This window comes from Stutzerimonas sp. (assembly GCF_982611455.1).
Genome location: NZ_CEXBBO010000014.1, coordinates 1 through 16,086, shown reverse-complemented (window position 1 = coordinate 16,086; position 16,086 = coordinate 1). Strand labels below are relative to the sequence as shown.

Annotated in this window: 14 protein-coding genes and 1 pseudogene; 1 reads left to right on the top strand and 14 read right to left on the bottom strand. The window is 58.3% G+C overall.

Annotation, left to right across the window (positions count from 1 at the left end):
* Positions 1 to 39: 39 nt before the first annotated feature.
* The 14 genes and pseudogenes from purF to leuC form a co-directional block, all read right to left on the bottom strand.
* On the bottom strand, positions 40 to 1,545 hold the full coding sequence (gene purF, locus AC2LD7_RS10475) for an amidophosphoribosyltransferase (protein WP_484597677.1): 1,506 nt from the start codon (positions 1,543 to 1,545) through the stop codon (positions 40 to 42).
* 84 nt (positions 1,546 to 1,629) lie between these two features.
* The gene (locus AC2LD7_RS10470; RefSeq protein ID WP_484597676.1) at positions 1,630 to 2,142 is read right to left on the bottom strand and encodes a CvpA family protein; all 513 of its coding nucleotides are present in this window, start codon (positions 2,140 to 2,142) and stop codon (positions 1,630 to 1,632) included.
* Between the two features lie 155 nt (positions 2,143 to 2,297).
* Positions 2,298 to 2,936, bottom strand: coding sequence for an SPOR domain-containing protein (locus AC2LD7_RS10465; RefSeq protein WP_484597675.1), 639 nt, complete (start codon positions 2,934 to 2,936; stop codon positions 2,298 to 2,300).
* Positions 2,911 to 4,215 carry a bifunctional tetrahydrofolate synthase/dihydrofolate synthase gene (gene folC / locus AC2LD7_RS10460; protein WP_484597674.1) on the bottom strand — a complete coding sequence of 435 codons (1,305 nt, stop codon included), beginning with the start codon at positions 4,213 to 4,215 and terminating at the stop codon, positions 2,911 to 2,913. The genes AC2LD7_RS10465 and folC overlap by 26 nt, the downstream gene beginning before the upstream one ends.
* Complete coding sequence (accD, locus tag AC2LD7_RS10455) at positions 4,212 to 5,105, bottom strand: acetyl-CoA carboxylase, carboxyltransferase subunit beta (protein WP_484597673.1); 894 nt, start codon at positions 5,103 to 5,105, stop codon at positions 4,212 to 4,214. The genes folC and accD overlap by 4 nt, the downstream gene beginning before the upstream one ends.
* 220 nt (positions 5,106 to 5,325) lie before the next feature.
* Positions 5,326 to 5,949: a phosphoribosylanthranilate isomerase gene (locus tag AC2LD7_RS10450; protein WP_484597672.1), complete on the bottom strand. Its 624-nt coding sequence runs from the start codon at positions 5,947 to 5,949 to the stop codon at positions 5,326 to 5,328.
* A 119-nt stretch (positions 5,950 to 6,068) separates the two neighbouring features.
* Positions 6,069 to 6,938 carry a tRNA pseudouridine(38-40) synthase TruA gene (gene truA / locus AC2LD7_RS10445; RefSeq protein WP_484597671.1) on the bottom strand — a complete coding sequence of 290 codons (870 nt, stop codon included), beginning with the start codon at positions 6,936 to 6,938 and terminating at the stop codon, positions 6,069 to 6,071.
* A 2-nt stretch (positions 6,939 to 6,940) separates the two neighbouring features.
* Complete coding sequence (locus AC2LD7_RS10440) at positions 6,941 to 9,691, bottom strand: motility hub landmark protein FimV (protein ID WP_484597670.1); 2,751 nt, start codon at positions 9,689 to 9,691, stop codon at positions 6,941 to 6,943.
* A 150-nt stretch (positions 9,692 to 9,841) separates the two neighbouring features.
* Positions 9,842 to 9,931 (bottom strand): annotated as a pseudogene (locus AC2LD7_RS10435) (aspartate-semialdehyde dehydrogenase); the annotation flags it as partial.
* 194 nt (positions 9,932 to 10,125) lie between these two features.
* Complete coding sequence (gene asd, locus AC2LD7_RS10430; RefSeq protein WP_484597669.1) at positions 10,126 to 11,238, bottom strand: aspartate-semialdehyde dehydrogenase; 1,113 nt, start codon at positions 11,236 to 11,238, stop codon at positions 10,126 to 10,128.
* A gap of 182 nt (positions 11,239 to 11,420) precedes the next feature.
* A complete protein-coding gene (gene leuB, locus AC2LD7_RS10425; RefSeq protein ID WP_484597668.1) occupies positions 11,421 to 12,503 on the bottom strand; it encodes a 3-isopropylmalate dehydrogenase in 1,083 nt (360 codons plus the stop codon).
* A gap of 48 nt (positions 12,504 to 12,551) precedes the next feature.
* On the bottom strand, positions 12,552 to 12,866 hold the full coding sequence (locus AC2LD7_RS10420) for a VOC family protein (RefSeq protein ID WP_484597667.1): 315 nt from the start codon (positions 12,864 to 12,866) through the stop codon (positions 12,552 to 12,554).
* 10 nt (positions 12,867 to 12,876) lie between these two features.
* Entirely contained in the window at positions 12,877 to 13,524 is a 648-nt protein-coding gene (gene leuD, locus AC2LD7_RS10415) for a 3-isopropylmalate dehydratase small subunit (protein WP_484597666.1), read from the bottom strand.
* A 10-nt stretch (positions 13,525 to 13,534) separates the two neighbouring features.
* Positions 13,535 to 14,962, bottom strand: coding sequence for a 3-isopropylmalate dehydratase large subunit (gene leuC / locus AC2LD7_RS10410; protein WP_484597665.1), 1,428 nt, complete (start codon positions 14,960 to 14,962; stop codon positions 13,535 to 13,537).
* 183 nt (positions 14,963 to 15,145) lie between these two features.
* On the opposite strand from leuC, the gene AC2LD7_RS10405 reads away from it, so the two are divergent.
* Positions 15,146 to 16,012: a LysR family transcriptional regulator gene (locus AC2LD7_RS10405; protein ID WP_484597664.1), complete on the top strand. Its 867-nt coding sequence runs from the start codon at positions 15,146 to 15,148 to the stop codon at positions 16,010 to 16,012.
* Positions 16,013 to 16,086 lie beyond the last annotated feature (74 nt).

The window sequence follows — 16,086 nt, the reverse complement described above, 5'->3', positions numbered from 1 at the left end:
GTTTCCACCCTGAACCGAGGCGGCATTGCCGCCGAATTGTCAGTTGTTGTAGAGATCGATGATCGCGCTGCCAGCGACGGTCTTGTTCTTGCTCAGGTCGTTACGCGCCTGCTCGATCTTATGCAAGTAGACCTCATCGATGTCGCCGGTGACATATTTACCGTCGAACACCGCGCAATCGAAGTTCTCGATCTTCACCTTGCCGCCACCGACCGCGTCAATCAGATCGGCCAGATCCTGGTAGATCAGCCAGTCGGCACCGATCAGTTCAGCAACTTCTTCAGTGCTACGGTTATGCGCAATCAGTTCGTGTGCGCTGGGCATGTCGATTCCGTAGACGTTCGGGAAACGAACAGCAGGCGCGGCGGAACAGAAATAAACATTCTTCGCTCCCGCTTCGCGGGCCATCTGAATGATTTGCTTGCAGGTGGTACCGCGCACGATGGAGTCGTCTACCAACATGACGTTCTTGCCGCGGAACTCGAGATCGATGGCATTGAGCTTCTGCCGCACCGACTTCTTGCGCGCAGCTTGGCCCGGCATGATGAAGGTACGGCCGATGTAGCGATTTTTGACGAAGCCTTCGCGGAATTTCACACCCAGCCGGTTGGCTAGCTCCAGCGCCGCGGTGCGGCTGGTATCAGGAATCGGAATCACCACGTCAATATCATGGTCGGGGCGCTCACGAAGAATCTTGTCGGCCAGCTTCTCACCCATTCGCAAGCGCGCCTTGTATACCGAAACGCCATCCATCAGCGAATCCGAACGCGCCAGGTAGACATGCTCGAAGATGCACGGCGCATAGTGAGGGTTCGGTGCGCATTGACGGGTATGCAGCTTGCCGTCCGACGTGATGTAAACCGCCTCGCCTGGCGCCAGATCACGGATCAGCGAGAAGCCCAGCACGTCCAGCGCGACGCTTTCGGAGGCGATCATGTATTCGACGCCCTGGTCAGTGTGGCGCTGACCGAACACGATCGGGCGAATCGCGTGGGGATCGCGGAAGCCGACGATGCCATAACCGGTCACCATGGCTACCACCGCGTAACCTCCCACACAGCGCTCGTGCACCTTGGCCACTGCGGCGAAGACATCCTCCTCGGTGGGCTGCAGCTTGCCGCGCACGGCCAGCTCGTGGGCGAACACGTTGAGTAGCACTTCCGAGTCGGAATTGGTGTTCACATGCCGAAGGTCGGATTCGTAGATTTCCTTGGTCAGCTGATCGACGTTGGTCAGGTTGCCGTTATGCGCCAGGGTAATGCCGTAAGGTGAATTGACATAGAACGGCTGCGCCTCCGCCGAACTGGAGCTGCCGGCAGTGGGATAACGGACATGCCCGATGCCCATGTTGCCGACCAGGCGCTGCATGTGACGCTGCTGGAAGACGTCGCGAACCAGCCCATTGTCCTTGCGCAGGAACAGCTTGCCGCCATCACTGGTCACGATTCCGGCTGCATCCTGCCCACGGTGTTGCAGTACGGTAAGCGCGTCATACAACGCCTGATTGACGTTCGACTTACCGACGATGCCGACAATGCCACACATGCAAGGAACCTCTCAGTTGTTACAGACTGTTCCGGACGTGACGCCGGCTCGAAGCCTTCGGCACGCCCGTAGAAAATTCTCGTCTCAGCCGGAAGCATCGAGCGAGCCGGCCACCCATTGACTCCCGAACCCAAGAATCAGGTTCTTCGACCAATCAGCGACCAACAGAAAATGGGGTAGCAATGTCGACTCACGCCACCAGGGGTCCTGCTGCACAGGTGCAAGACTGAGCAAACCAACCAGCACCACGATCAGTAGCCCACCTCGAGCTGCACCGAAGACCATTCCAAGAAAGCGATCCGTGCCGGACAGGCCGGTAACACGAACCAGTTCCCCAATGAGAAAGTTGACCAGTGCGCCTACTAGCAGCGTCACGACGAACAGAATCGTGCAGGCCGCGATGATCTGGAAGGACGGGGTACTGATGAACTCGGCGAGATGATGAGACAGCGCGCCACCGAACATCCAGGCCACGACGCCAGCGATTATCCAGGTGAGCAGAGAAAGCGCTTCCTTGACGAAACCGCGTTTCAAACTGATCAGGCTGGAGATGACCACAACGGCGATAAACGCCCAATCGACCCAGGTGAACGTCACGGGGTTTCCTGCAAAGGGGAAAGGCGGCGTATTTTAGCAGAGCACCTGTCACGGAGTAAGCGCCGCGATCTTTCTTCTGCTGGCCGGAACAGCGAAACCGCGTAGGCCAGCCCCAGCGGCGATCCATCTGCAGCAAGCGACTTAAGGTCCAGGTTTCAACCCTGCTCAGGTTTGAAGCGCACGACGAAGCCGTCCAGCTTCTGCTGTCGCTGCAACTGATCACGTAGGCGATTGGCTTCAGCCCGCTCGACCAGCGGCCCGACAAATACGCGATTCATCCCGTCTGCCGTGCGGATATAGGCGTTGTAGCCCTGGGAGCGAAGCGTCTTTTGCAACTTATCGGCGTTGTCGCGGCTGGACAGGCTGGCCAACTGCACCGACCAGCTGACAGGTAGATTGGCCGTATCCAGCCGCTGCTCTTCCGCTGGAGCTGTCGGCGTCTGGGTGGCGGTTGGCTCGGGCTCGACTGGTGCCGACTCCGCCTCTGTGGAAGGCACAGGAACCTGGCTGATCGGAGCTGTCGGCACTTCAGACTCGACCGTCGGCTCCTCTTCGATGATCTCAAACTCTTCCGGGAAGGGCTCGACGTCTGGTTCCGGCACCTCGACGGGTTGCGTCTCGATCACTGGCGCAGCAGGCGCCTCTGGCATCTCCGGCGCATCCACGGCGACCTGACGGCCATCGTCTTCACGATTGAACAGCATCGGCACGAATATCACCGCCAGCGCAACCAGCACCAACGCACCCACGATACGTTGCAGCAATCCTTTATCCACCAATGCCTTGCCCTCCATTCGCTGCGTGCCGATCGAGCCAGTCCAGCGCCTCAGCTACACAATAAAAAGATCCGAACAGCAAAATCTCGTTTTCGTCGACAGCCTGATCGCACTGCCCTTCGAGCGCCTGGGACACACCGGGGTAGATACTGACGGAGGCGCCCCGTTCCATCAATGCCTCACTTAGCTCAGCAGCGGGACGAGAGCGAGGCGTAGCCAAGGGCGCAACGGCCCAGCTATCGATAACAGGCATCAACACATCGATCACGCCAGCCAGATCCTTGTCAGCCAGCAGACCGAAAACCGCAAGCCGGCGCCCACGCTTCGGCTGAGCTTGCAGATGTTGGGCAAGGTAAGCAGCCGCGTGCGGGTTATGTCCAACATCGAGCAGTATCGACAGGTCGCGCCCCTTCCAGCGGATCGTTCGACGATCCAGGCGTCCGGTAACGCGTGTGTTCTGGAGCGATTCAATCAGCCGCTCCGGCTGCCAGGAGAGCTTGAGCAACGCAAACGCCTGCAACGCCAAGGCTGCATTCTCCAGTGGTAATGCAAGTATCGGCAGGTTTCGTAGCTCCAGTGGGTTGCCAGCACCATCCTGACCACACCAATGCCAGCACCCGACCTCCCTCACTAGGTCGAAATCGCGCCCGCGAACAAGCAAGGGCACAGCGGACTGGACGGCGCTTTCAAGCAATGATTCTGGCGGTGCAGGATCGCCACATACGGCGGGCTTTGCACGACGGAATATCCCCGCCTTCTCGAACGCAACGCTCTCGCGGGTGTTTCCCAGCCATTCGGCATGGTCCAGGCCGATATTGGTGACCACTGCAACGTCGGCGTCAACCAGGTTTACCGCGTCGAGACGGCCACCAAGCCCGACCTCCAGAACCACGGCATCCAGCGCTTCGCGTTCAAAAAGCCAGAAAGCGGCGAGCGTACCCATTTCGAAGTAAGTTAAAGAAACGGAGCTGCGCGCGTACTCAACCGCCTCGAATGCTTCGCACAGTGCGGCGTCGCTGACATCGGCACCGTCAATACACACACGTTCGTTATAACGCAGCAGATGCGGCGAACTGTAAACGCCTACCTTTTTGCCCTGCCCTGCCAGCATCTGAGCGATGAAAGCGCAAGTCGAACCCTTGCCATTGGTGCCGGTAACAGTAACGACCTGCGGAGCCGGACGCGTCAGCCCGAGCCTTGTCGCTACCTCGCGGCAACGATCAAGGCCCATATCAATGGCGGTAGGGTGCAGCCGCCCGAGGTAATCGAGCCATTCCTGCAGACTCCGCCGGGTCATGCGTCAGCCGTCACCAATGCGGGTTCGGCCGGTGTTGGCAGCTGTTGCAGCTGAGCGAGCAGACGGGATAGGCGAGCGCGAAGTTCGGCACGCGGGATGATCAGATCGATGGCACCGTGCTCAAGCAGGAATTCGCTGCGCTGGAACCCTTCCGGCAGTTTCTCGCGGACGGTCTGCTCGATCACTCGCGGTCCGGCAAAACCGATCAGTGCCTTGGGTTCTGCAACGATGACGTCACCGAGCATTGCCAGGCTGGCCGATACACCGCCGTAAACCGGATCGGTAAGCACGGAAATGAATGGCAGCCCCTCTTCACGCATACGGGCCAGCACGGCAGAGGTCTTGGCCATCTGCATTAGCGAGATCAGCGCTTCCTGCATCCGGGCACCGCCGGAGGCAGCGAAACAGATCAGCGGGCATCGCTGCTCGAGTGCTGCATTCGCCGCACGGACGAAACGCTCGCCAACGACCGCTCCCATGGAACCACCCATGAAGGAGAACTCGAACGCACAAGCCACGACCGGCATGTTGAACAGAGTGCCGCGCATAGCGATCAGGGCATCCTTTTCACCGGTCTGCTTCTGTGCAGCGGAGAGACGGTCCTTGTATTTTTTGCTATCACGAAACTTCAGGCGATCGACAGGCTCCAGCTCGGCACCGAGCTCCTCGCGCTCCTCTTTGTCAAGAAAGATATCCAGGCGAGTACGCGCATCGATACGCATGTGATGCTGGCACTTCGGGCAAACATCCAGCGTTTTCTCCAGCTCGGGGCGATACAGCACCGCCTCGCACGATGGACACTTGTGCCATAAGCCTTCAGGCACTGAGCTTTTCTGCGTTTCCGAGCGCATGATCGAAGGGATCAGCTTGTCTACCAGCCAGTTGCTCATGCTTTTATTCTCCACAGCTTTTCAGTCCCGCACGTATCGATGCACGCACCAGGCAAATTTATCGTTGCGACCGGTCTCCAGTCGGAGCTCACTGCGTCACGTTGGCGATAGACCGGATGGCGCTACCGCTGAAACTCGACCCCTTTATCAATGTCGGGAGATCGATTGCGGGCTCGCCAATCCAGCGAATGGTAACTGGACGGCAAGGACCCTCGGTTCGTCACATCGCCGTTCTAACCCGTCGAACAAATTCACGTACGCGCTCAGCACTCTTGACGCCTTTGCGCAGTTCTACCCCGCCGCTAACATCGACAGCGAACGGCCGCACCTGGGCAATGGCCTGTAGCACATTCTCGGAGGTAAGCCCGCCAGCGAGAATCAGAGGCTTGGGCAGATCGGCGGGAACCAAAGTCCAGTCGAAGACATCCCCTGTCCCGCCTGGAATGCCGGCAACAAAGGTGTCCAGCAGAATTGCGCTGGCGCCGCCATAGCGAGCCGCCTGGCCGCGAATGTCGTCGCCGGGCCTGACCCGCAACGCCTTGTACCAAGGCCGATGGAAGCCTTCACAATCGGCCGGTGATTCATCCCCGTGAAACTGCAATATATCCAGCGGTACCGCATCGAGCGTTTCGTTGAGTTCGCAGCGCGACGCGTTAACAAACAAGCCAACAGTGGTAACGAAAGGAGGGAGTGCGGCAATGATCGCGCGTGCCTGTTGAATGCTTACCGCTCGCGGACTCTTGGCATAGAACACCAAGCCGATCGCATCTGCTCCGGCTTCGGCAGCAACAAGCGCGTCCTCAACACTGGTGATCCCACATATCTTGCTACGGACAATGGCCAACGGCAGGTACCTGCGAGAAAAGACCTCGGATGGTAACAAAAGCGCCACAGGCTGCAACCTGCTTCGCGCTGAGAACAACTTCGGTTCTGATGACCGCCTCCGACCATCTCAGCGTGTTGCTAGCTTGGGTAAATTCGAACATCCGGCAAGCCCGACAAAAAGTGCGGCCCGAGATAGCGTTCAGGCAATTCGAACTCATCGGGATAATCCACCTGAACGAGATATAGGCCGTAGGGATGCGCCGTGACCCCACCGGTTCGCCGTATTCGTGATTCCAGCACTTCTCGCGCCCATCCCACGGGACGCTCGCCCGCGCCAATGGTCATCAGCACACCGGCAAAGTTACGCACCATATGGTGTAAAAAAGCGTTGGCGCGAACATCGATGACAATAAGCCGGCCGTACTCGAGCAATTCCAGGTGATGAATAGTCTTGATTGGCGATTTCGCCTGGCATTGACGTGCCCGGAAGGCGCTGAAATCATGAGTGCCCACGAACCATTTGGCCGCTTCGCGCATGCGCGCGACATCCAGCGGACGATGGTTCCAAGTCACTTCTTCGGCAAGATGCGCCGGCCGAATCTGATCGTTGTAGATGACATAGCGGTAACGGCGCGCCATAGCACTGAAACGTGCATCGAAACGTTTGGGCATTTCCTTGGCCCAGGTCACACTGATGTCACCCGGCAAATTCATGTTCGCGCCCATTACCCATGCGTGCATGGAGCGTGTCACTGGCGTATCGAAATGCACCACCTGGGCGCAGGCGTGAACGAGAGCATCCGTACGCCCAGCACAACTCAGCACTACAGGGTGGCCGCCGGCGACCTTGCTTAACGCGTTTTCCAGCGATAACTGGATAGACGGCACCCCATCGCGCTGACGCTGGAACCCTCTATACCGCGAGCCTTTATATTCGACGCCGAGGGCAATTCTGGAAACGCCAGCGGCAGCCGATGTGGCTGCCGCTTCAGGTACTGCTTCGATCATGGTCAGGCTAGTTTGGCGAGCATCTCTCGCGCCTCTTGCTGCTGAGTGTCACTACCTTCGCTCATGACCTCATCGAGGATATCGCGCGCACCTTCAGCGTCACCCATATCGATGTAGGCGCGAGCGAGGTCCAGCTTGGTAGTGGTTTCGTCTGTATCGGAGAAGAAATCGAAGTCGTCGTCAAGCGATTCCGATTCCGGCTCAACAAGCGCAGGTGCCGAAGCCAGCTCTTGCTGGTCGAGCGGCTCTTCCAAATCATGCGAAAGGTCGCCTAGCTCGGCCTCGATCTCATTCAGTTCGGAGGTGAAGGCATCCGGCGTCGTCTCTTGGGTGGACTCGTCACCCAGAGACAGATCGAACTCGTCCGGCATAGCAGCGGGCTGCGCCGAATCGGAAAGCTCGAAATCGACCTCATCTGCGGCAGAATCGAGCGGCGCAGGTTCAGACGGTGAATCAACGAGACCCAGCATCAATTCCTCATCGCTGGGCGATGTCGTCGGCTGTTCGTCATCGAGATCAAGCGAGAAGCCTGCGAGCTCATCCTCAAGGGATACATCATTCGACTTGGACGACTGTTCCAGGTCGAAAGAGAAATCATCCGTGGCTTGCTCTTGTGCCGCTGCATCAAGGCTGAGTTCGTCAAAGCTAAGCTCATCAAGTTCTGGAGCGGCCTCGCCAGTCGGCGCTACAGCAGTCCCCGACAGGCCATCGTCGAGCTCAAGATCGTCAAGATTCAGGTCGAAGCTGTCGTCGGCACTCTGCTCTGCAACAGGGGTGGGGGCAGGCTCGTCGAGCTCGAGATCATCCAGACTGAAGCTGTCGAAATCATCATCGCTTGCGGCGACTGCTGCTGCGGTGCCGATAGCGGCTGCGGCACCCATCGCAGGGTATCGGGCATTCATCTGGTCGATAGCGGCCGAAGCGCCTCCAATGTCGCGGAGCTCCGCTTCTTGCCGGGCGAAACCATCACGGTCACCGAGTTCGGCGTAAACCTCCATCAACTTTAGACGCAAATCGCTGCGCTGCGGCTCATCGTTCAGCGCATTCTGCAAAAGATCCGCGGCCTGATTGAAACGACCGTACGCGATGTAGATATCGGCTTCGGCAAGCGGGTCGTTGGTGGCACCGGCAAGCGAGCCGGTCGAATTGTTGTCGAAATCTACTGCAGCGCCTTGATCGGCTGCTTCGATATCAGAGGAATCGAACCCCTGCTCAGCTACATAAAGATTGTCTGGTGCGCTATCAGCGAGCAGGCTTTCTTGAAGTTCGGCCTCTTTCATCGCATTGCGACGAGACAACGCCATCAAACCGACAAGCAACAGCAACAGTGCACTACCGCCCACCACGCCGAGCAGAACAGGATTGGCCATCAATTCGTCGAAGTAGCTATCCGCCTCCGGCTCTTTGACAATCGGAGCCGGTGCGGCGGGTGCCTGCTCAGCAGGCTCAGATGTGGCTGCTGGTTTTTCCTGAGGCGCTTGTGGTGCGGAGGTTTCAGGGGCATTTTCGGGTTTGGCATTTGCTTCAGATGCGGGCGCGACGGCTTCTGGCGCAACGGCAGCGCTTGGATCGACCGCATCGGTTGAAGGACTTATCGGCGCCGCCGCATCAATTCCCGGCTCCGCCCCGGTCGACAGCTGGGCCTGCAGCTTGGCAAGCTGATTGTCTTTGAGCTGCATTAGACGTTGCAGCTTGTCCAGCTGGCCTTGGAGATCGCTGAGGCGATCATTGAGATCCAGGTTCTCACGACGACTTGAATCGAGGCTTTCCTCGGTAACGGCAAGCTTGTCACGCAGAGCCTTGGTGTCCTCGCCAGTTCCGGTATCGCTACCTGTCGTGGACGTGCCGGTTTCCGGTGCAACCAGTCGCAGATTATCGCCCTGTTCGCTGCGAGATGGCGCTGCTCCGGCCGAACTACGCTGAGTGGCATCGAGCTGACGTGTACCTGCTGCAACCGAACCCACGCCCTGACGCCAGCTGGCGTTCTGTTGCGCAACTTGCTGAATCGCTTCCGCTTGCGAGCGACTGCCAATTTGCTCGGCGTTGGGCAACCGAAGCACCTGCCCGTTTTTCATTCGATTGATGTTGCCACCAATGAAAGCATCTGGATTCAGGTCTTGAATGGCCAGCATGGTCTGATGCACGGTTCCGCCCTGACGCGCGCGCTCAGCGATCTCCCAAAGCGTGTCATTCGGGGTGACCTTGTACTGATCACCTTGCAGCGAAGAAGTACTAGCAGGAGCGCTCACGGGTGCAGATCGGGTCGCAGCTTGCGGCGTTGAGCTCGGGCGAGAAACGGGGGCAGCAGCAATCGGAAGTTGGGGCGCGACGGCAGCAGCGATCTCCGGGGAGTAAAGCGGCGGGTCCAGCAGCAAGGTGTATTCACGCAGGAGACGGCCACTTGGCCAGAGAACTTCGACGAGGAAATTCAAATAGGGTTCGCGAACCGGTTTTGTCGATGAAATTCGAATGATGCTCTTGCCGTCAGGACGCAAAACAGGGGTAAAGGTCAGGTCCGTCAGAAAATATTGGCGATCGACACCGGCCCGATTGAAATCCTCGGCAGAAGCTAGAACCGGAACCACTTCACCCGGCGTCAATGTTTTCGCATCTAGCAGCTCGATTTCAGCGACCAACGGTTGATTCAGCGCCGACTTCAGCGTGACCTCCCCCAGCCCCAGCGCGTAAGCCATTTCGGAAGTCAGCGCGGTAGCAGCCGCGATTGCCAGCACCAAATTTCGAACCCGAACCATTATGTAAATCCCTTGTTTTAACTTTTCTCGGATCTTCGAGAGGGTCTTATAGTCACTGCCTGCGCCCGCCTGGTGGCGGCTCCCCGTCAGCGATAAGCCTAAACAGCGTTGTTAGCTAGAATAGTTCTTCGAATTTCCGGTAAGTATCTTTTACAGATAGCGTTTTATCAACAACTCACCAGACCGCACGACATTGACCGCCGCGCCTTTTGGCACGTTATCAGACACACTCCACAAATTGTGTTCGCGTACAGCAGGCAGGCCGCAATACGACCGCCAGCATTCAGACGCTCTGCATGATCGGATTTACGCTCAGCGCCGGGGTGCTACCAGGGCTCACCGCGGCAGCACATGGGAAAGCAAAGGACACCCTTTCGCATAAAAAAAGCGCCGCGGCACAGCCGGAGCGCTTTTTTGTCGACCTTCTTTCTAGATTATCGCTCCAGAAGGATCCGCAGCATGCGGCGTAGCGGCTCGGCCGCTCCCCAAAGCAACTGATCACCAACGGTGAAAGCGCCCAGGTAATGCGAACCCATGTTCAGCTTGCGCAGACGACCCACCGGAACACTCAAGGTGCCGGTTACCGAGGTAGGGCTGAGCTCCTGCATGCTCGCGTCACGATGGTTCGGAACGAGCTTCACCCAGGGGTTATGCTGACTGATCATGCCTTCGATGTCCGAAATCGGCACATCCTTGTTCAGTTTGATAGTCAACGCCTGGCTGTGACAGCGCATCGCGCCAACCCGCACGCAGATGCCATCTACCGGGATAGGGCTCTTGAAACGACCGAGAATCTTGTTAGTTTCAGCCTGAGCCTTCCACTCTTCACGGCTCTGCCCATTCGGCAGTTCCTTATCGATGTAGGGAATCAGGCTACCCGCCAGCGGAACGCCGAAATTGTCCACTGGGAACGCCTCTGAGCGTTGGCGCTCGGCGACCTTGCGATCGATTTCCAGAATAGCGCTGGCCGGATTGGCAAGCTCATCCGCAACCGAAGCATTAATGCTGCCCATTTGCTTGATCAGCTCACGCATGTTCTGCGCGCCCGCACCGGAGGCTGCCTGATAGGTCATGGCACTCATCCATTCGACCAGACCGTTCTCGAACAGGCCGCCGAGGCCCATCAGCATCAGGCTGACGGTGCAGTTACCGCCGATGTAGTTACGGGTGCCCGCATCCAGCTGGTGATCGATCACCTTACGGTTGACTGGATCCAGCACGATGACGGCATCGTCATGCATGCGCAGGGTCGACGCTGCGTCGATCCAATAGCCGTTCCAACCCGCTTCGCGCAGTTTGGGAAATACTTCGCTGGTGTAGTCGCCGCCCTGGCAAGTGAGAATCACGTCGAGGGTTTTCAGCTCCTCGATACTGTAGGCGTCCTTCAGCGGCGCAGTATCCTTGCCAATGGAAGGCCCCTGACCGCCTACGTTGGAAGTGGTAAAGAACACTGGCTCGATCAGGTCGAAGTCCCGCTCCTCCAGCATCCGCTGCATGAGCACGGAACCCACCATACCGCGCCAACCGATCAGACCTACACGTTTCATCGCAAACAACACCTATATAAAGTGGCCCACCGGCGGGCCGTAACAGACTGTGCTTTTCGGGTTGGAAAGCGAGGGCGCGACATCCAGTCTGTGCTGAATAATCCGCCCTGCCATCACTTGGCGTTACCGCCTAGCCGTCGCCCCGCAAGCTCTTCAACGGCCGGTGCAATGGGCCAAAGAGATTACAGCTTCGCGAGCGCCGCGACTACTGCGTCGCCCATCGCCTGAGTATTGACCTTCTGGCAACCATCGGACCAGATGTCGCCGGTACGCAGCCCTTGGTCGAGCACATCGCTGACCGCCTGTTCGATCGCATCCGCCGCAGCGACCTGATTGAAGCTGTAGCGCAACATCATCGAAACCGAGAGGATGGTCGCCAGCGGATTCGCGATGCCCTTGCCGGCAATATCCGGCGCGGAGCCATGACACGGCTCGAACATACCTTTGTTATTCGAGTCGAGGGAAGCAGACGGCAGCATGCCGATCGAACCGGTCAACATGGAAGCTTCATCCGACAGGATGTCGCCAAACATGTTGTCAGTGACGATCACGTCGAATTGCTTGGGCGCACGCACCAGCTGCATCGCCGCATTGTCGACGTACATGTGGCTTAGCTCGACGTCCGGATAATCCTTGCCGACCTCCTCCACCACCGCACGCCACAGCTGGCTGGACGCCAGCACGTTGGCCTTGTCCACCGAGCAGAGTTTCTTGTTGCGGACGCGCGCCATGTCGAAACCGACTTTGGCAATGCGGCGAATCTCGCTCTCGCTATACGGCAGCGTGTCGAACGCCATGCGCTCGCCATTTTCCAGCACCTTGCTCTCGCGTGGCTGGCCGAAATAGATGCCGCCGGTCAGTTCACGGACGATGAGAATATCCAGACCAGCAACGATCTCCGGCTTCAAACTGGAGGCTTCTGCCAGCTGCGGATACAGCAGCGCCGGACGCAGATTGCCGAACAGGCCAAGCTGCGAGCGGATCTTCAACAGACCGCGTTCAGGACGAATCGACGGATCGATCGTGTCCCACTTCGGACCACCGACCGCACCGAGCAATATGGCGTCGGCCGCGCGGGCACGTGCCAGGGTTTCATCGGCCAGCGGCACACCATATTTGTCGACCGCCGCGCCACCCAGCTCGTCGTAGCTCAACTGGACGTCGAGCTGGAATTTATCGTTAGCCAACTCCAGCACCTTGACCGCTTCGGCCATGATTTCCGGGCCGATGCCATCGCCGGGAAGAATCAGAATTTGTTTGCTCATCGCTTCCTCAAATCTCTAGTGGAGTGGTCACTGGCGACCGCCTGAAAATCAATCGGCTACCGGCTCACCGTGCATCTGTCTGATGCGTAAATCCTGCTCAACGGCGGAGAACAACTCCCAAGCCAAACCGTTCACGTCCGTCTCGCTTGTAAAGCCTTGCGCCCCATCATCCTCGAAGCCTACGTGACGCAGCTGGCCGCCACATCCCGGTTGCTGATTGATGGAAAAGTTCAGCAGATCGGTGCGCCACATGGCGTACTGGCCCGGAACTATTACATCTGCCGACTGGCCAAGGCGGAGGTCGTAATCAGCGATGGACGCCTCCAGATCATTCACCGCCAAAGCGATATGAAAGCGCTTCATCGCCGCGGGCTCACTTGATCGCGCCAAATAACCAGGGCTGGGCCTGCTGGTGACGGGCTTCGAAAGTCTTGATTGCATCCGCGTCCTCCAGCGTCAGCCCGATGTCGTCGAGGCCGTTAAGCAAGCAATGCTTGCGGAAGGCATCGACCTCGAAGCTGTACTGCTTGCCGTCTGGGCGAGTAACGGTTTGGGCGGCCAGATCCACGGTGAGCTGGTAGCCCTCGGTGGCTTCAGCCTGCGCGAACAGCTCGTCGACTTCCGCTTCCTTCAATACGATCGGCAGCAGGCCATTTTTGAAGCTGTTGTTGTAGAAAATATCGGCAAAACTCGGCGCGATGATGGCGCGAAAGCCGTACTCGTCCAACGCCCATGGCGCATGCTCGCGGGACGAACCGCAGCCGAAATTTTCACGAGCGAGCAGCACGCTGGAGCCCTGATAACGCGGAAAATTCAGCACGAATTCCTTGTTCACTGGGCGATTCACGCAATCCTGATTCGGTTGCCCGACATCCAGATAACGCCACTCATCGAACAGATTCTGGCCGAAGCCGGTGCGTTTGATCGACTTCAGAAATTGTTTGGGAATGATCTGATCGGTGTCGACGTTAGCCCGATCGAGCGGCGCGACGAGCCCGGTGTGCTGGGTAAATGCTTTCATGTCGGTCTCCTCAGGCCTGGATCAATTCGCGAACATCGACGAAACGGCCGGTCACTGCAGCGGCGGCAGCCATGGCCGGGCTGACCAAATGCGTCCGGCCACCAGCGCCCTGACGCCCTTCGAAGTTACGGTTGGATGTAGAGGCGCAATGCTCGCCACTGCCCAGTTTGTCTGGGTTCATCGCCAGACACATGGAGCAGCCTGGCTCACGCCATTCGAAACCGGCTTCGAGGAAGATCTTGTCCAGCCCTTCCGCCTCGGCTTGCTGCTTGACCAGCCCGGAACCCGGCACGACCATCGCCTGCTTGACCGTAGCGGCCACTTTGCGGCCTTTAGCCACCTCAGCAGCGGCGCGCAAATCTTCGATACGCGAGTTGGTGCAGGAGCCGATGAATACGCGATCGAGCTGAATATCGGTAATCGGCTGGTTGGCGCGCAGTCCCATGTATTTCAGCGCGCGGGTAATGGAATCGCGCTTGACCGGGTCGGCTTCCACCGCCGGGTCTGGCACGCTCTGATCGACAGCCAGAACCATTTCTGGAGATGTACCCCAGCTCACCTGCGGCTTGATGTCCTCGGCTTTCAACTCGATCACCGTATCGAAGACAGCGTCCTCATCCGATACCAAGTCCTTCCAGGCGGTGACGGCACGTTCCCAGTCGGCACCTTTGGGGGCGTACGGTCGACCTTCGACGTAGGCGATGGTCTTTTCGTCTGCAGCCACCATGCCCACGCGCGCGCCGGCCTCGATGGACATGTTGCAAATGGTCATGCGGCCTTCCATCGACAAGTCGCGAATGGCGCTGCCTGCAAATTCCAGCGCATGCCCGTTACCGCCGGCAGTGCCGATCTTGCCGATCACTGCTAACACAATGTCCTTGGCAGTCACACCGAAAGGCAGCTTGCCTTCGACACGCACCTGCATGTTCTTCATCTTCTTAGCGACCAGACACTGCGTGGCGAGCACATGCTCGACTTCCGAGGTGCCGATGCCGTGGGCCAGCGCCCCGAATGCGCCATGGGTCGAGGTATGAGAGTCGCCGCACACGACGGTCATGCCCGGCAGCGTCGCGCCCTGCTCCGGGCCGATCACGTGGACGATGCCTTGACGAATGTCATTCATCTTGAATTCGAGAATGCCGAAGTCATCGCAGTTTTCGTCCAGGGTCTGTACCTGAATGCGCGAAACCTCATCGGCGATCGCCTCCAGGCCACCTTGGCGTTCGCCCTTGGTGGTCGGCACGTTGTGATCGGGTGTAGCGATGTTGGCGTCGACGCGCCACGGCTTGCGGCCAGCCAGACGCAGGCCTTCAAAGGCCTGCGGCGAGGTCACTTCGTGAAGAATATGACGATCGATGTAGATCAATGACGAGCCGTCATCGCGGCGTTTGACCTCATGCATTTCCCAGAGCTTGTCGTAGAGCGTTTTGCCAGCCATCAGACGTTCCTCATCAGTTTCTTGGGCAATAGCCCTTTTGCTTATGGGGTTGATGCTATTGGGTTGCATCGAATTACTCAAATTCATATTTTTCATTCAATGCATTCCATAATGGAATAGCGATAAGCTGCTCCCTTTTACTGATCTGCACTCGCCGTCTACTTCTTCCGCCGGAGCGAACCGATGGACCTCGCTAGCCTCAATGCCTTTATCGCCATCGCCGAGACCGGTAGCTTTTCCTTGGCCGGAGAACGCCTGCATCTGACTCAGCCAGCCGTAAGCAAACGGCTGGCAGCGCTGGAATCACAACTGAACGTACGGCTGTTCGACCGACTCGGACGGGATATCGGGCTGACCGAAGCCGGCAGAGCGCTGCTGCCCCGCGCCTACCAGATCCTCAACGTGCTGGACGACACACGCCGCGCACTGACCAACCTGAACGGCGATGTCAGTGGCCGGCTGTGCCTGGCAACCAGTCATCATATTGGCCTGCATCGCCTGCCGCCATTGCTTAGAGCCTTCACCCGCGCCTATCCCAATGTGAACCTGGACATCCGTTTCCTCGATTCGGAAATCGCCTACGAAGAAGTCCTGCACGGCCGAGCTGAGCTCGCCGTAATCACCTTGGCACCGCAAACCGCGGCGCCGATTCGTGCCGGCAAGGTGTGGGACGACCCACTGGATTTCGTCGTTGCCCCGGAGCATCCGCTGGCGCACAAACCGGATATCACATTGGCCGATATAGCCGCCTACCCCGCCGTGTTTCCCGGCGGCAACACCTTCACCCACCATATCGCCCAGCGGTTGTTCGAGCGTGAAGGGCTCACGCCAAACATCGCGATGAGTACCAACTATATGGAGACGATCAAAATGATGGTTTCCATTGGCATCGCCTGGAGTGTATTGCCCCGAACCATGCTCGATGAACAGGTGGTGCGTTTGTCGTTACCTGGCATTCAACTGTCCAGGCAACTCGGCTACATCGTGCATACAGAGCGCACCCTGTCGAATGCGGCAAAAGCGCTCATGGCGTTGCTGGATGCCGACTAACCGCACTTGCACTTTGCCATTAGGGAAACTCTGAAGAAGACTTCCAGATTTTGGCAAAATACCCGGATTCCACC

Bases quoted from the DNA above. Each gene is read 5' to 3' on its own strand.
- purF (WP_484597677.1), bottom strand. From the start codon at position 1,545: ATGTGTGGCATTGTCGGCATCGTCGGTAAGTCGAACGTCAATCAGGCG.
- AC2LD7_RS10465 (WP_484597675.1), bottom strand. From the start codon at position 2,936: ATGGAGGGCAAGGCATTGGTGGATAAAGGATTGCTGCAACGTATCGTG.
- folC (WP_484597674.1), bottom strand. From the start codon at position 4,215: ATGACCCGGCGGAGTCTGCAGGAATGGCTCGATTACCTCGGGCGGCTG.
- accD (WP_484597673.1), bottom strand. From the start codon at position 5,105: ATGAGCAACTGGCTGGTAGACAAGCTGATCCCTTCGATCATGCGCTCG.
- truA (WP_484597671.1), bottom strand. From the start codon at position 6,938: ATGATCGAAGCAGTACCTGAAGCGGCAGCCACATCGGCTGCCGCTGGC.
- AC2LD7_RS10440 (WP_484597670.1), bottom strand. From the start codon at position 9,691: ATGGTTCGGGTTCGAAATTTGGTGCTGGCAATCGCGGCTGCTACCGCG.
- asd (WP_484597669.1), bottom strand. From the start codon at position 11,238: ATGAAACGTGTAGGTCTGATCGGTTGGCGCGGTATGGTGGGTTCCGTG.
- leuB (WP_484597668.1), bottom strand. From the start codon at position 12,503: ATGAGCAAACAAATTCTGATTCTTCCCGGCGATGGCATCGGCCCGGAA.
- AC2LD7_RS10420 (WP_484597667.1), bottom strand. From the start codon at position 12,866: ATGAAGCGCTTTCATATCGCTTTGGCGGTGAATGATCTGGAGGCGTCC.
- leuD (WP_484597666.1), bottom strand. From the start codon at position 13,524: ATGAAAGCATTTACCCAGCACACCGGGCTCGTCGCGCCGCTCGATCGG.
- leuC (WP_484597665.1), bottom strand. From the start codon at position 14,962: ATGGCTGGCAAAACGCTCTACGACAAGCTCTGGGAAATGCATGAGGTC.
- AC2LD7_RS10405 (WP_484597664.1), top strand. From the start codon at position 15,146: ATGGACCTCGCTAGCCTCAATGCCTTTATCGCCATCGCCGAGACCGGT.